Below are 13,672 nucleotides of genomic sequence, written 5' to 3'. Positions count from 1 at the left end.
CCCGGTGACGAAGCGGGGGCGGCATCGATCCCGCCAGACTCGCGAGGGATGCGGGAACGTTTCCGGGCGGGAGCGGTTCGGGAAACAAGCTATACCGGCGCGTCGTGGCGCTGCGACGACCGGAGGACGGGCGACGCATGAGCATCTGGCATTTCCGGGCGATGACAGCGGTCCTTGGGTTGGGGGGCATCCTCGTGACGGCCGACGGCCTCGCCGTCGAGATCGAAGGCGTCACGCTGGCTCCGGAGAGCGTCTATTCCGAACAGCGGCTGGAACTGGCCGGCTGCGGCACGCGGGAGATGATGTTCTTCGTCGATGTCTATGTGATCTCGCTCTACCTGCCGGCTCCGCCGGCCGACGCCGTGATGGACCCGGCCACGACGAAGCTCGTCCAGCTCAACATCATTTATGACGGCTCCGTGCCCGACGATCTGCCCGACGAATGGCGGTCGCGCCTGGAGGACCAGATATCGGAGGAGATGCTGCGCACGCTGCAGGGCTTCTACAAGGACATCCGCGGCGGGGACATCGTGACCATCGGTTATGCGCCGGACAGCGGCACCGCGATCCGGGTCAATGGAGACGCCGTCGTCACCCAGCCGGGCAACAGCCTGATCGATGCGATGCTGGAACTCTGGATCGGGGAGGACCCCATCTCCGGCAACCTGAAGCGGCTGCTGCTCCAGACGCCTTGTTCCTGAGCGGGAACCCGTCGTCCCGGCGGGAATCGCCTTCGCGCCGCCGCGCACGCCCATGAGCAGGATCGGGAGAACGGTCGCCCTGTCGAAGGCGCTGGCCGGCCGGTTGAGGACGGCGATCAGGGGAACCGCGCTCGGCGCCCGGATGCTCGGGATCCTCGCGCGGGCAGGCTACGCGACCCACGGCCTCCTCTATTTGTTCGTGGGCCTGCTGGCGATGTCGGCCGCTCTCGGGAAGACCTCGCCGCCCAGCCTGGGGGAGGCGTTCTCGATCATTGACGAGCTTCCCGGCGGATGGCTCCTCCTGCTGACGGTCGCTCTCGGCCTCTGCGCCCATGCCGGCTGGCGGAGCCTGGAGGCTCTCCTGGATTTCGGCAGCCATGGCTGGGGCGCCAGAGGGCTGTTCCGGCGCGCCGGCAAGCTGGCGGAAGCCTTCTTCTATGCCGGGCTGGGGCTCCTGGCGGCCGTCATCGCGCTCGACCGGAGCGCCCATGTCAGGGAGGAACTGCGGGAGGAGGCCGCATTCCTGGTGGTCTGGACGGGCCGCGTCCTCGATTGGCCGCTGGGCCACTGGCTTGTCGCGGCCGTGGGGATCGGCGCGATCGTAGTGGGCGTCCTTCAGATCCTGCGATCCCGGCGGGATATCTTCCGGGACATGAGCGCCGGCGATCGCGCCATGGTCGCTATCCGTCTCGTCGGCAGGGCGGGTTTCGGGGCGAGGGCCGTGATATTCGGCATGGTCGGCGTCCTCTTCCTCTCCGCGGCCTGGCGTGTGGAGGCTTCGGCCGCCGGGGGCGTGCGCGCCGCCCTTACGGCGCTGGCGAGCGTGCCACTTGGGGATTTCGTGCTTCTCGCCCTGTCCGCCGGGCTGATGCTCCATGGCGTGTTCGGCCTCATCAAGGCCTGCTGCCACAACCCCGTGAAACCGTAATAGCGGGAGGGGAACCGTCCGCCGCCGGTCCTGTTGTCGAAAGAAGAACGAAAATTGTGGCGATGGCCACCGATGAAACAGGAGGCAGCCTTGCGCGCGATAGTGACAGCCATTCTGCTGACCGTGCCCCTGCTGGCGCACGCCCAGGAGAGGATCCCCGACGCGGCGTTGAAGGAAACGTTCGACCAGTGCGTGCCCGCCTGCCAGGAGCGGAACTCCTACGCCTTCTGCGCGTCGGTCTGCGGGTGCGTGGCGAACGAGATGGGACGGCACTGGACCATGGCCGACCTCCGCGCCCGCGGCGAGATGCTGGAGGAGGACATGAGCGACGCCTCCGTCCGCGCGGAAGTGGAGCGGATCACCGAATATTGCGCATCGCGCCAGCAATGAGCCGGGAGGGACAGTCCATGAAAAGATTCGCCATTCTTCCGATCGTCACCCTGCTGGCGGTGCTCGTCCTCTCCGGTTGCGGCAACACGACCAGGGAGCGCGGCCTGAGCGGGGCCGGGCTCGGCGCGGCGGCCGGCGCGGCGACGGCCTTCCTCACCGACGCCGACCTGCTCACCGCATCGGCGCTTGGCGCTCTCGCCGGCGCCGCGACCGGCGCGCTGACCGATCAGGACACGCTCGATCTGGGCGAGCCGGCCTGGCAGTAACCTTCCGGAGGCGCCGGCGCGTCGTCGACAACTCCCGGGCCGACAACTCCCGGGCCGACAACTCCCGGCTCGCCTTCCGGGCTTCCTCGCGCTAGTACGGAAGGGATCGCCCGTCCGTTCCCTCCCGAGTCTCAAGGAAGCCCATGAGTCCCAGAATGAAGCCGTCCGCCAGGTTCGTTTCCATCGGCGAATGCATGGTCGAGATCAGGCTGCTGGAGGGCGACCGCGCCACGATCGGCTTCGGCGGCGACACGCTGAACGTGGCGGCTTATCTGGCGCGGCTGGGCGCATCGGTGGACTATGCGACGGCGCTGGGCGACGATCCCTACAGCGACGCCATGATGGCCGGATGGGCGGAGGAGGGCATCGGCACCGGGCTGGTGCGCCGCTTGGCCGGCCGGGTGCCGGGCCTCTACACGATCCGCACCGACAAGAAGGGCGAACGCAGCTTCCATTACTGGCGCGACAGCAGCCCGGCGCGGGAATTGTTCGACCTGCCCGACGCGGAGAATCTGGCGGTGGCGCTCGCGGGCTACGGACTCATCTACCTTTCCGGCATCAGCCTCTCGCTCTATGGCCGGGCCGGGCGGGAAAGGCTGTTCGGCGCGCTCGACCGGGCGCGGGAAGGGGGCTCGCTGGTTGCCTTCGACAGCAACTACCGGCCGCGCGGTTGGGATAGCGCGGACGAGGCGCGGGCGGTCTTCGCGGAGATGGCGCGGCGGACCGACATCGCCCTGCCGACCCTGGATGATGAAGCCGCCCTTCATGGGGACGCGGACGCCGCCTCCTGCGCCCGCCGGCTGCGCGAGGCCGGCATCGCGGAAGTTGTGGTGAAGCATGGTCCCGGCGGCTGCTGGATCGACGGGCCGGACGGCGCGTTCGAAGCGCCGGTGCCCGTGAAGGTCGATCCGGTGGACACCACGGCCGCCGGCGACAGCTTCAACGCCGGCTATCTCTCCGGCCGGGCGCTGGGCGCGGACCAGCGTGCGTCGGCGCTGCGCGGCCACTGGATCGCGGCGGCCGTCATCGCCCATCGCGGCGCGATCATCCCGCGCTCCGCCATGCCGGACCCCAGCCATTTCGCCCTTGTGAGGGACCAGGAAGCATGACCATCGAAGACATCATGCGCCGCGCGCCGGTGATCCCGGTGCTGACCATCGCGCGGGTCGACCACGCGGTCCCGCTGGCCCGTGCGCTGGTCGCCGGCGGGCTGCCGGTGCTGGAGGTGACGCTCCGCACCGACGCCGCGCTGGACGCCGTCGCGGCGATCCGGCGGGAGGTTCCAGACGCGATCGTAGGGCTGGGCACCATGACGACGGCAGCGGATTTCGAGGCCGCGCGCAAGGTCGGCGCGGCGTTCGGCGTCAGCCCCGGCCTGACGCCCGCCCTGGCGGAGGCGGCCAACGCCTCCGGTCTGCCCTTCCTGCCGGGCATCGCCACGGCGTCGGAGGCGATGCGGGCGCTGGAATTCGGCTTCTCCCGACTGAAATTCTTCCCCGCCGAGGCCGCCGGCGGCCGGGCGATGCTCTCCAGCCTCGCCGGTCCCTTCGCCGATTTGCGCTTCTGCCCGACCGGCGGCATCAGGGAGGAAACGGCTGCCGACTGGCTGAAGCTGCCGAACGTGCTGTGCGTCGGCGGGTCGTGGCTGGCGGGCGCGGCCGACCTTGAGGCTGGCGCGTGGGAAGAGATCGAAGCCAGGGCCTGCCGGGCGGCTGTGCTTTAAAAGCCAAACCAACCCCCCTCACCCAACCCTCTCCCACGAGGGGAGAGGGCTACCTTTTTTCCCTCGCCCCTTGTGGGAGAGGGAGGGACCCGCGAAGCGGGAGGGTGAGGGGTGTTGGTTCTCCAGACAAAATCCACCGACCCACAAGCGGACCCGATCCGCTTGACAATTCCGCGCGCCCGGAGTCATTATTCCTTTGTTATATTGGTTATTACGTTACAGAAGAATAACCGAACAGGAGGAAGCCCAGATGCCCCGTTTCAAGACCCTCGCCAGCCTGACGGCCCTGCTGGCCGCCACGGTCCTTCCGCAATCCGCCATGGCGCAGGACGAGGAATCCGGCGGCGTGATCAGCGTCGCCATCATCGGCGAACCGCCGACCCTCGATCCGGTGTTGTCGACCACCGACGTGGTCAGCATCGTCACCCAGCATTTCTTCGAGACGCTCTACACCTTCGATTCCGAATGGAACGTCCGGCCGCTGCTGGCGACCGACATGCCGGAGATCTCCGACGACGGGAAGACCTACGTCATCGGCATCCGCGAAGGCATCACCTTCCATGACGGGTCGACCATGGACGCGCACGACGTCGTCGATTCGCTCGTCCGCTGGACCGAACTCGCGACGCGCGGCAAGGGCGTGGCGGAGAAGATCGATTCCATCGAGGCGGTGGACGACTTCACCGTCCAGATCAGCCTCAACACGCCCTATTCGCCGCTGCTGTCGCTGCTGGCCTTCTCCAACTCCGCCGCAATCGTGGTGCCGCAGGAGGTGATCGGGGACGAGCTGAGCGCCATCGTCGGCACCGGCCCCTATGAGCTGATCGAGCATGCGCCCGACCAGTACATCCAGGTCGGCCGGTTCGACGAATATGTCTCGCGCACCGAGCCGGCGGACGCCGCCTTCGGCCAGCGTCACCAGTATCTGGACGAGATCCGCTTCATTCCGGTGCCGGATTCCAACACCCGCATCGAAGGTGCGGTCGCCGGCCAGTTCGACTATGCCGACGGCCTGCCCAACGAATCCTATTCGCGGCTGGAGGAGAGCGAGAATGTCGAACCGGTCCTGCTAGAACCGTTCGGCTGGCCGGTCTTCGCCTTCAACCTGAAGCAGGGGCTGATGACCGATCCGCTGGTCCGGCAGGCGGTGCAGGCGGCGCTCAACCCCGACGACATGCTGCTGGCCGCGTTCGGCGAGGACCGCTTCTTCAAGGTCGCAGGCGCGATGTTCCCGGAAGGCCATGTCTGGCACAACACGGCCGGCGTCGAACTCTACAACCAGGCCGATCCGGCCCGGGCGGCCGAACTGCTGGAGCAGGCGGGCTATGACGACACGCCGCTGCGCATCCTGACCTCCCACCAGTACGACTTCCACTTCAAGATGGCGGAGGTCGCGAAGGTCTATCTTGAGCAGGCGGGCTTCACCGTCGACATGCAGGTGACCGACTGGGCGACCCTGTCGGAACGGCGCAACAATCCGGAACTGTGGGACATCTACATCACCCACTCGCCGTTCCTGCCGGAGCCGGCGCTGACCAGCATGTACGATTCCACCAGCCGCGTGGGCTGGGACGATCCGGAGAAGGAAGAGGTCTGGACGCAGTTGAACTCCGTCACCGACCTGGAGCAGCGCCAGGCGCTGTTCGCCGAACTCCAGGGGCTGCTCTATGAGCAGGCGGCTTTCTACAAGGTCGGCAACTTCAACGCCGTCAGCGCCAGGAACCCAGCCCTCACCGGGGTGCCGGAGACGCCCTGGCCGTTCTTCTGGAACGCCCAGATTGAAGAGCCGGCGCAATAGTGACCGGCGGGCCGGCCCGGTCCTGAAGGCCGGGCCGGCCCCCTTTCTACGTTCCCCGAGGAAGGTTCTCCCGTGACGCGGTACATCCTTAAGCGCCTCGTCGGCATGCTGATCGTGATGTTCATCGTCCTGACGACGGTGTTCGTCATCGTCCGCATCGCGCCGGGCGACCCGGCGGCCATGATGCTGGGGCCTGAGGCCACGCCGGCGGACGTGGCCGCGCTCCAGGAAAGGCTGGGACTCGACCAACCCATCCCGGTCCAGTATGTCACCTTCCTGATCGGCGTCGCCCAAGGCAATTTCGGGGAATCGATCTTCTTCGACCGGCCGGTGCTCCAGGTGATCGCGGCGCGGTCGGAACCCACGATCTTCCTCACCCTCATGTCCATCATCGTCGCCGTGGCGATCGCCCTGCCGATCGGCGTGGCGTCGGCCTATACGCGCGGGACGCTGTTCGACCAGGGATCGCTGTCGACCGCGATGCTGGTGGCGTCCATTCCCAGCTTCTGGCTGGGGCTCCTCTTCCAGCAGCATTTCGCCACTGGGGCCGGCTGGTTCCCGGTTTCCGGCTATGGCGGGCCCGACGCCGGATTCTTCGAACGGATGCGCCACCTCGTCCTGCCGGCGATCGTATTGGGGCTGGTCAATTCCGCGATCATCATCCGCTTCTCCCGCGCCTCCATGCTCGACGTGCTGTCGGACGATTATGTCCGCACCGCGCGGGCCAAGGGGATGAGCGAATGGCGCGTGGTGCTGCGCCACGCCTTCAAGAACGCGCTGATCCCCATCGTCACGGTGGTCGGGCTGACCTTCGCGCTGCTGATCTCCGGCGCGGTGGTGACGGAGCGGGTGTTCAACCTGCCGGGCGTCGGTTCGCTGGTGGTGGGCGCGGTGCTGCGCCGTGACTATCCGCTGATCCAGGGCACGCTGATCGTCGTGACCGGGCTCTACGTGCTGATCAACTTCGCGATCGACATGATCTATCTCGCGATCGATCCGCGCGTGAAATATTGAGGGGCCGCGCATGACCGTCTCCGCCATGTCCATGGAAACGAGCTTCCTCAAGGTGATGACCCAGAGGCGGTCGGTCATGATCGGCCTCGCCATCCTGGGAATCATGGCTGCGGCGGCGATCCTGGCTCCCTGGATATCGCCGGTGGAGCCCGACGCCATGTCGCTCCGCAACCGCCTCCAGCCGCCTTCGGCCGAATTCTGGCTGGGAACGGACGAGTTCGGACGGGACATCTTCACCCGCGCGATCTATGCCGGCCGCGTCTCGCTGATGGTCGGGTTGGGGGTCGCCGTGCTGTCCTCCTTCTTCGGGGTGATCCTCGGCCTGCTGGGCGGTTTCTTCCGGAAGCTGGATGCGCCGGTCTCCCGCCTGATCGATGCGATGATGGCCTTCCCGGACATCCTGCTGGCGATAGCCCTGGTCGCGGCGCTGGGCGGGTCGATCGTCAACGTCATCGTGGCGCTGTCGATCGTCTACGCCCCGCGGATCGCCCGCATCGTCCGCGCCTCGACGCTGGTCATCCGCGAGCTTGCCTATGTGGAGGCGGCCCGCGCGCTCGGCGTATCCACCTGGCGCATCCTCTTCAACCATGTGCTGCGCAACATCGTCTCCCCGATCATCGTGCAGGGCACCTTCATCTTCGCCTATTCGATGCTGTCGGAGGCGGGGCTGTCCTTCCTGGGCGTCGGCGTCGACCCGTCGACCCCGACCTGGGGCACGATGATCAATGCCGGCCGCCAGTATGTCGGCACGGCCGACTGGATGATCCTGGTGCCGGGCATCGCCATCACCCTTTGCGTACTGTCCCTCCAGATCGCGGGCGACGGCCTGCGCGACGCGCTCGATCCGCGCATTTCCAAGGAGCTTTGAGAATGGCCGGGCTGACCCTTTCCAACGTCAGGCCGATCGGTTTCGCCGGCGGCGCGGCGGTAGGAACCGCCACAATCCATATCGACGCCGACGGGCTGGTCGCCACGACGCCGTCGCCGGACGCGGAACTGATCGACGGCGCCGGCGCGTGGATATCGCCGGGCTGGGCGGATCTGCACGTCCACGTCTGGCATGGCGGCACCGACATATCGGTCAGGGCCGACGCCGTGGGCATGAAGCGCGGCGTCACCGCGCTGGCCGACGCCGGCTCGGCCGGGGAGGCCAGTTTCCACGGCCTGCGCGAATATGTCATCGACCGGCAGATGGAGACCGTGAAGGCCTTCATCAATATCGGCTCCATCGGCCTTGTCGCCTGCAACCGGGTGCCGGAGCTGATCGACATGCGGTCGATCGATGTCGACCGGACGCTTGACGTGATCGAGGCCAACCGCGACGTCATCTGCGGCGTGAAGGTCAGGGCCAGCGGCGTGATCGTCGGCGCCTGGGGCATCACCCCGGCGAAGATCGCCAAGCGGGTGGCGGAGATCGCGGGCCTGCCGCTCATGGTCCATATCGGGGAGCCGCCGCCGCTGCTGGACGAGGTGCTGGACCTGCTGACCCCCGGCGACGTGGTCACCCACTGCTTCAACGGCAAGCGGTCGGGCTCCATCGCCGACACGCCGGCGCTGATGGCGCTCGCCAAGCGGCTGGCGGCGGAGGGCGTGCTGATGGATATCGGCCATGGCGCGGCTTCCTACAGCTTTCGGGTCGCGGAGCGGGCGATCGGGGAGGGGCTGAAGCCCTATTCGATCTCCACCGACCTGCACGGCCACAATATCGACGGGCCGGTGTTCGACATGGCGACCACCGTGTCGAAGGTCCATGCCGCCGGGCTGGAGTTCGAGGATTGCGTCGCCGCGATCACCAAGCGCCCGCGTGACTTCCTGGGCCTGGCCGGCGATGACGGGCTGAAACCCGGCAGCCCCGCCGATTTCACGCTCTTCGATGTGGTGGATTGCGACGAGACGCTGATCGACAGCCATGGCGACAAGGCCCGCGTCCGCCGGATGTTCGAACCGCGCTGGGCCGTGCGCGGGAACGCGCTGCGGCCGGCGGCCCGCGCCAAGGCGGGGGAGGGTGGGACATGACGGCGCTCGCCACGGCCTCCCGCCCCTCCGGAGCCGTTGACGGCCTTCCCGATGATGTCGCGCTGAAGGTCGATCGTCTCAGCACCTGGTTCGTCTACAAGAACCGCACCGCCAAGGCGGTCCGCGACGTTTCCTTCTCGTTGCCCAAGGGCAAGACGCTGGCGATCGTGGGGGAGTCCGGGTCCGGAAAGTCCGTCACCTCCCTCTCCATCCTCCGGCTGCTGGGCTATCCGGGCCAGATCGTCGAAGGGCGCATCCTCTACCGCACCAGTTCAGGAGAGGTGCTGGACCTCGCCCAGGCGGGCGCGAAGACCATGCGCGGCGTCCGGGGGCGGGAGATCTCGATGATCTTCCAGGAGCCGATGACCTCGCTCAACCCGCTCTTCACCGTCGGCGACCAGATCGCGGAGATGGTGCGGCTGCATCGGCCGGTGAGCCGGACAGAGGCGCGGGCGCGGGCGCTGGAGATCCTGCGCCATGTGGAGATCCCCAGCGCGGAGAAGCGGCTGGACGACTATCCCCACCATATGTCCGGCGGGATGCGGCAGCGGGTGATGATCGCCATGGCGCTGGCCTGCGATCCCCGGCTGCTGATCGCCGACGAGCCGACGACCGCGCTGGACGTGACCATCCAGGCGCAGATCCTGGATCTGATGAAGCGGCTTCAGGCCGAACTTGGCATGTCGATCCTGTTCATCACCCACAATATGGGCGTGGTGGCGGAGGTCGCGGACGAGGTCGCGGTGATGTATTGCGGCGAGGTGGTGGAGCAGGCGGAGGTCCGCGACCTGTTCGCCGCCCCGCGCCATCCCTATACGCAGGGGCTGCTGGCCTCCATCCCCGACGCGCGGCGCGATGTCGACGATGCCGGGATGCGCCGGCGGCTGACGCCCATCCCCGGCGCGGTCCCGTCGCTCTACGACATGCCGCCCGGCTGCCGCTTCGCGCCCCGCTGCGCCCTGGCGGAGGAAAAGTGCCATGAGCCGGTCGAACTGGCTCCCGTCGCCAAGGGGCATCTTTCGAGCTGCTGGAAATTGAGGAGGAGCGCGCCATGAACCCGCAGGCCGCAACTCCCGACATCCTGCTGAGCATCCGGGGGCTGTCCAAGGCGTTCCCGACGGCGCGGGGAGAGGTCCATGCGCTGCGGGACGTGTCGTTCGACGTGCCGCGCGGGGCGGTGGTCGGGCTGGTCGGGGAATCCGGCTCGGGCAAGACCACGCTCGGCCGGTCGATCCTGCGGCTGACCGAGCCGACGGCGGGCGAGGTGATGTTCGACGGCGTCGACGTCACCAAGCTGGACGACGCTGCGATGAAGGCCATGCGCAAACGCATGCAGATCATCTTCCAGGACCCGTTCTCCAGCCTCAACCCGCGGATGCGGGTCCGGGAGATCATCGCGGAGGCGCTGATCGCCCACAAGATCGGTTCCGGCAAGGCGGAACGGCGGGACATCGTCGCCGGCCTGCTGGAGGAAGTTGGGCTGTCGGCCGACCATATGGCGCGCTTCCCGCACGAATTCTCCGGCGGCCAGCGGCAGCGCATCGGCATCGCCCGCGCGCTGGCGGTGGAGCCTGAATTCATCGTCGCGGACGAATCCGTCTCCGCGCTCGACGTCTCCGTCCAGGCGCAGATCCTGAACCTGATGCAGGACCTGCGGGACAGGCGGGGGCTGACGATCCTGTTCATCGCCCACGATCTCAGCGTCGTGGAATATCTCTGCGACGAGGTGGTGGTGATGTATCTGGGCCGGATCGCCGAAAGCGGCCCCGGACGCGCGGTCTACGGCGCGCCGGCCCACCCCTATACCCAGGCGCTGCTCTCGGCGGCGCCGACGCCCGATCCGACTGTCACCATCGACCGCGAAATCCTGCAAGGGGACATGCCCAGCCCCTTCTTCCCCCCTTCGGGATGCGTCTTCCGCACCCGTTGCCGCCATGCCCGCGAACGCTGCGGAGAGGTGATACCGCCCCCCCTGCCGCTGGGCGACAGCCATCATGCAGCCTGTATCCGTATCGGAGAATTCTGAACATGCCCTATGAAGCAGAGCGCGAGGCCGTGAGGCTGTCGCCGGAGGACAGGCTTGCCCGGATGGCGCTTCTCCTTCCCGACCTGCCGCCGGAGCCGATCGGCAATTTCGCCAACTGCGTGCGGGTGGGAACCCTGCTCTACGTTTCCGGCCAGGGACCGGTGACGGAGGACGGTCGGCTTCTGACCGGCAAGGTCGGGGCGGAGGTGACGGTCGAGGAAGCCTATGCCCACGCCCGCATGGTGGGGCTGAACCTGCTGACCGTCGCCCGCCAGCATCTTGGCGACCTGTCCAGGGTTCGCCGGGTCGTGAAGCTGTTCGGCATGGTCAACGCCACCCCGGAGTTCACGGAGCATCCGGCCGTCATCAATGGCTGTTCGGACCTCTTGAACGAGGTGCTGGGCGAAGCGGGAATCCATGCCCGGTCCTCCGTCGGCATGGGGTCGCTGCCGAACAACATCACGGTGGAGATCGAGGCGATCTTCGAGGTCGAGGAATAACCGGAGGAGGATCGCCTCAATGGGCGCCCATGCGCAGGCCGACGCCGTCATTACCGGCCGGGATTCTCTCCCGCCCCAGCGCCCGCTCAACGGACGAAGCGGCGTCGCGCACCGCCTGCCCGTAGCGTTCCAGATGGGACTGGGCCTTCTGTTCGGCCAGCACGATGGAGATCGTCATCGCGCACTCGCCGGCCCCGTTGCGGATCGGCGCGGCGATGCAGGCGACGGCGAATTCCGACGCGCCCATCTGCACCGCCAGCCCGTCCTGGAAGTCGATTCCCGCCTGGTCGGCCAGAACGTCGGCGTCGATCTCCGCAAGGCCGGTGGGGGATGGTTTGGCGATGCTGCGGAAGACCTGCCGGCGCTCCGCATCCGGCAGATGGCCGACCAGCAGCCGGCCCGACGCCGTCCAGTTCAGCGGCACCCGCGTGCCCACGTCCGACGCGACGCGGAAATGTCCCTCGCCGTCGGCCATCGCCGCGACGACCATCAGATCGTCGTCGCGGTAGCAGACCTGCACCGTCTCGCCCAGCGTCCGGGCCAGCCGCGCCATCTCGTGCTTGGCTTCCGTCAGCATGTCCATCCGGCGTTCATAGGCCAGCCCGTAGCGCAGCACGCGCGGCCCCAGCCAGACCAGCTTGCCCTGCGGGCGGGACAGCATCCCGCGCTCCGTCAGCTCGTCGACAAGGGCGTAGACGGTGGAGATCGGCGCGCCGATGGTCTTGGCGATGTCATAGGCGCTCGACGCCTCCCCCCGGTCGCTCAGCATGTCGAAGATCTGCAGCGCCCGGTCAATGCCGCTGGTCCGGGTGCGGGGCTTGGGGGATCGGTTTTCTTCGCTCATCGGGAATCCGTTCGTGAAGGACGGACTTCCCTTACAATGGAATTGCCTCCGATAGCAAGGTAGATCGAGGCTGGCTCTGGAGAAGATGAAGTGACAAGCAACTGGGATGCGTTCTACGGACCCGCAGGGCTGCGGCCGGTCATCAACGTTTCTGGAACCATGACCTCGCTCGGCGCGTCGATCGCCGTGCCGGAGGTGACCGAAGCCATGGCGGCGATCCTGCCGCGCTTCGTCAACATGCATGAGCTGCACGGCCGCGCCGCGAAGGCGATCGCGGAGAGTACGGGCGCCGAGAGCGGCTTCGTCACCGCCTCGGCCAGCGCCGGCATCACGATCGCCATCGCCGCGGCGATGACCGGCCCCGACATGGCGCGCATCGAGCAGTTGCCCGACGCCACGGGCATGAAGGATGCGGTCATCGTCCAGACCGGCCATCTCTGCCATTATGGCGCGCCGGTGGAGCAGGCGGTGCGGCTGGCCGGCGCGCGGGTCGTCCCGATCGGCACGGCGACGCTGGCGGTGGAGCATAATCTGACCGGCGCGCTGGAGGACGACGTGGCGGCGGCGCTCTACGTCGTCTCGCATCACGTCGTCGATTACGGCCAGCTTCCGCTGAAGCGGTTCGCGGAGCTGTGCCATGAGCGCGGCGTGCCGGTGATCGTCGACGCGGCGTCGGAATATGATTTGGCGGGCTTCCTGCGCGACGGCGCGGACATCGTGATCTATTCCGCGCACAAGTTCCTCAGCGGACCGACCGGCGGCATCGTCGCCGGAAGGCGCGATCTGGTGCGCGCGGCCTACATGCAGAATGGCGGCGTCGGCCGCGGCATGAAGGTCGGCAAGGAGACGATCGCGGGCGTGATGGCCGCGCTCTCCGCCTGGTCCCGCCGCGACCATGAGGCCGTGCGGGCGCGGGAGGACGAGGCGGCGCGGGCATGGCTCCAGGCGGCGGAAGGGTTCGAAGGTGTGGATGCGCGACTGGAGCCCGATCCGACCGACAATCCGCTCGACCGGCTGGTCGTCAGGGTCGATCCCCGGCGGGCCGGGGCGTCGGCTCTCGCCATCGCGGCCGACCTGGCGGCAGGCGAGCCCGCCATCATCATCCGCGACCATGAGTCCGACCGGGGGATCATCCAGTTCGACCCCTGCAACCTCCATGAGGGACAGGCGGAGATCGTCGCCCGCCGCCTGCGCGAAACGCTCAAGCGCGCCGCCGCCGGCAAGCTCGCCGAACCCGACCCCGACGCCTGGCGCCGCCGCTCCGCCGCCGGATACCTGGCCTGGGAGGGGTAGAACCAACGCCCCTCACCCAACCCTCTCCCCGGCGGGGAGAGGGCTACCAAGTGAGCAACCGGGAACATAGTTGACGTTATAGACCGTTAGGATCGTTGACAGATTTCTGGTTTTGTTCTGCTTCACGGCGGCCCGGCCGGGCCGCCGTGAAGCGGCGCAATTTGTGGGTGCGT

15 protein-coding genes are annotated in these 13,672 nt (G+C 67.8%); 14 read left to right on the top strand and 1 reads right to left on the bottom strand.

Annotation, left to right across the window (positions count from 1 at the left end):
• Positions 1-137 precede the first annotated feature (137 nt).
• The 13 genes from AAFN89_RS02475 to AAFN89_RS02415 all read left to right on the top strand — a co-directional run bounded on the left by AAFN89_RS02475 (position 138) and on the right by AAFN89_RS02415 (position 11,362).
• Entirely contained in the window at positions 138-701 is a 564-nt protein-coding gene (locus tag AAFN89_RS02475; protein WP_347535555.1) for a chalcone isomerase family protein, read from the top strand.
• Positions 702-753: 52 nt separating this feature from the next.
• Positions 754-1,629 (top strand): DUF1206 domain-containing protein, encoded by an 876-nt coding sequence (locus AAFN89_RS02470; protein WP_347535553.1) that lies wholly within the window; start codon positions 754-756, stop codon positions 1,627-1,629.
• Positions 1,630-1,719: 90 nt separating this feature from the next.
• A complete protein-coding gene (locus AAFN89_RS02465; RefSeq protein WP_347535551.1) occupies positions 1,720-2,019 on the top strand; it encodes a hypothetical protein in 300 nt (99 codons plus the stop codon).
• A gap of 17 nt (positions 2,020-2,036) precedes the next feature.
• Positions 2,037-2,285 carry a hypothetical protein gene (locus AAFN89_RS02460; RefSeq protein ID WP_347535549.1) on the top strand — a complete coding sequence of 83 codons (249 nt, stop codon included), beginning with the start codon at positions 2,037-2,039 and terminating at the stop codon, positions 2,283-2,285.
• A 155-nt stretch (positions 2,286-2,440) separates the two neighbouring features.
• On the top strand, positions 2,441-3,394 hold the full coding sequence (locus AAFN89_RS02455; protein ID WP_347535547.1) for a sugar kinase: 954 nt from the start codon (positions 2,441-2,443) through the stop codon (positions 3,392-3,394).
• Positions 3,391-4,008, top strand: coding sequence for a bifunctional 4-hydroxy-2-oxoglutarate aldolase/2-dehydro-3-deoxy-phosphogluconate aldolase (gene eda, locus AAFN89_RS02450; RefSeq protein ID WP_347535545.1), 618 nt, complete (start codon positions 3,391-3,393; stop codon positions 4,006-4,008). The genes AAFN89_RS02455 and eda overlap by 4 nt, the downstream gene beginning before the upstream one ends.
• 250 nt (positions 4,009-4,258) lie before the next feature.
• Positions 4,259-5,806, top strand: coding sequence for an ABC transporter substrate-binding protein (locus AAFN89_RS02445; protein WP_347535543.1), 1,548 nt, complete (start codon positions 4,259-4,261; stop codon positions 5,804-5,806).
• A gap of 72 nt (positions 5,807-5,878) precedes the next feature.
• Positions 5,879-6,820: an ABC transporter permease gene (locus AAFN89_RS02440; protein WP_347535541.1), complete on the top strand. Its 942-nt coding sequence runs from the start codon at positions 5,879-5,881 to the stop codon at positions 6,818-6,820.
• A 10-nt stretch (positions 6,821-6,830) separates the two neighbouring features.
• Positions 6,831-7,688 (top strand): ABC transporter permease, encoded by an 858-nt coding sequence (locus tag AAFN89_RS02435; RefSeq protein WP_347535539.1) that lies wholly within the window; start codon positions 6,831-6,833, stop codon positions 7,686-7,688.
• A gap of 2 nt (positions 7,689-7,690) precedes the next feature.
• Entirely contained in the window at positions 7,691-8,836 is a 1,146-nt protein-coding gene (locus tag AAFN89_RS02430; RefSeq protein WP_347535537.1) for an amidohydrolase/deacetylase family metallohydrolase, read from the top strand.
• On the top strand, positions 8,833-9,891 hold the full coding sequence (locus tag AAFN89_RS02425) for an ABC transporter ATP-binding protein (RefSeq protein WP_347535535.1): 1,059 nt from the start codon (positions 8,833-8,835) through the stop codon (positions 9,889-9,891). Before AAFN89_RS02430 ends, AAFN89_RS02425 begins: the two co-directional genes overlap by 4 nt.
• Positions 9,888-10,862, top strand: a complete 975-nt coding sequence (locus tag AAFN89_RS02420; RefSeq protein WP_347535533.1) for an ABC transporter ATP-binding protein — start codon at positions 9,888-9,890, stop codon at positions 10,860-10,862. Before AAFN89_RS02425 ends, AAFN89_RS02420 begins: the two co-directional genes overlap by 4 nt.
• 2 nt (positions 10,863-10,864) lie before the next feature.
• Positions 10,865-11,362, top strand: coding sequence for a RidA family protein (locus tag AAFN89_RS02415; RefSeq protein ID WP_347535531.1), 498 nt, complete (start codon positions 10,865-10,867; stop codon positions 11,360-11,362).
• 16 nt (positions 11,363-11,378) lie between these two features.
• Here the strand turns inward: AAFN89_RS02415 and AAFN89_RS02410 are convergent, their stop codons facing one another.
• Positions 11,379-12,206, bottom strand: a complete 828-nt coding sequence (locus AAFN89_RS02410; protein WP_347535529.1) for an IclR family transcriptional regulator — start codon at positions 12,204-12,206, stop codon at positions 11,379-11,381.
• A 90-nt stretch (positions 12,207-12,296) separates the two neighbouring features.
• Here AAFN89_RS02410 and AAFN89_RS02405 point away from each other — a divergent pair, with 90 nt between their 5' ends.
• Positions 12,297-13,499 carry an aminotransferase class V-fold PLP-dependent enzyme gene (locus AAFN89_RS02405; RefSeq protein WP_347535527.1) on the top strand — a complete coding sequence of 401 codons (1,203 nt, stop codon included), beginning with the start codon at positions 12,297-12,299 and terminating at the stop codon, positions 13,497-13,499.
• Positions 13,500-13,672 lie beyond the last annotated feature (173 nt).

It is taken from the genome of Inquilinus sp. CAU 1745, from assembly GCF_039839375.1.
GTDB lineage: Bacteria > Pseudomonadota > Alphaproteobacteria > DSM-16000 > Inquilinaceae > JBDOQU01.
Note: the sequence above shows the minus strand (reverse complement) of the source record. Positions and strands in the feature narration are given on the sequence as shown.

Bases quoted from the DNA above. Each gene is read 5' to 3' on its own strand.
- AAFN89_RS02430 (WP_347535537.1), top strand. From the start codon at position 7,691: ATGGCCGGGCTGACCCTTTCCAACGTCAGGCCGATCGGTTTCGCCGGC.
- AAFN89_RS02425 (WP_347535535.1), top strand. From the start codon at position 8,833: ATGACGGCGCTCGCCACGGCCTCCCGCCCCTCCGGAGCCGTTGACGGC.
- AAFN89_RS02470 (WP_347535553.1), top strand. From the start codon at position 754: ATGAGCAGGATCGGGAGAACGGTCGCCCTGTCGAAGGCGCTGGCCGGC.
- AAFN89_RS02460 (WP_347535549.1), top strand. From the start codon at position 2,037: ATGAAAAGATTCGCCATTCTTCCGATCGTCACCCTGCTGGCGGTGCTC.
- AAFN89_RS02420 (WP_347535533.1), top strand. From the start codon at position 9,888: ATGAACCCGCAGGCCGCAACTCCCGACATCCTGCTGAGCATCCGGGGG.
- AAFN89_RS02475 (WP_347535555.1), top strand. From the start codon at position 138: ATGAGCATCTGGCATTTCCGGGCGATGACAGCGGTCCTTGGGTTGGGG.
- AAFN89_RS02415 (WP_347535531.1), top strand. From the start codon at position 10,865: ATGCCCTATGAAGCAGAGCGCGAGGCCGTGAGGCTGTCGCCGGAGGAC.
- eda (WP_347535545.1), top strand. From the start codon at position 3,391: ATGACCATCGAAGACATCATGCGCCGCGCGCCGGTGATCCCGGTGCTG.
- AAFN89_RS02410 (WP_347535529.1), bottom strand. From the start codon at position 12,206: ATGAGCGAAGAAAACCGATCCCCCAAGCCCCGCACCCGGACCAGCGGC.
- AAFN89_RS02455 (WP_347535547.1), top strand. From the start codon at position 2,441: ATGAAGCCGTCCGCCAGGTTCGTTTCCATCGGCGAATGCATGGTCGAG.
- AAFN89_RS02435 (WP_347535539.1), top strand. From the start codon at position 6,831: ATGACCGTCTCCGCCATGTCCATGGAAACGAGCTTCCTCAAGGTGATG.
- AAFN89_RS02445 (WP_347535543.1), top strand. From the start codon at position 4,259: ATGCCCCGTTTCAAGACCCTCGCCAGCCTGACGGCCCTGCTGGCCGCC.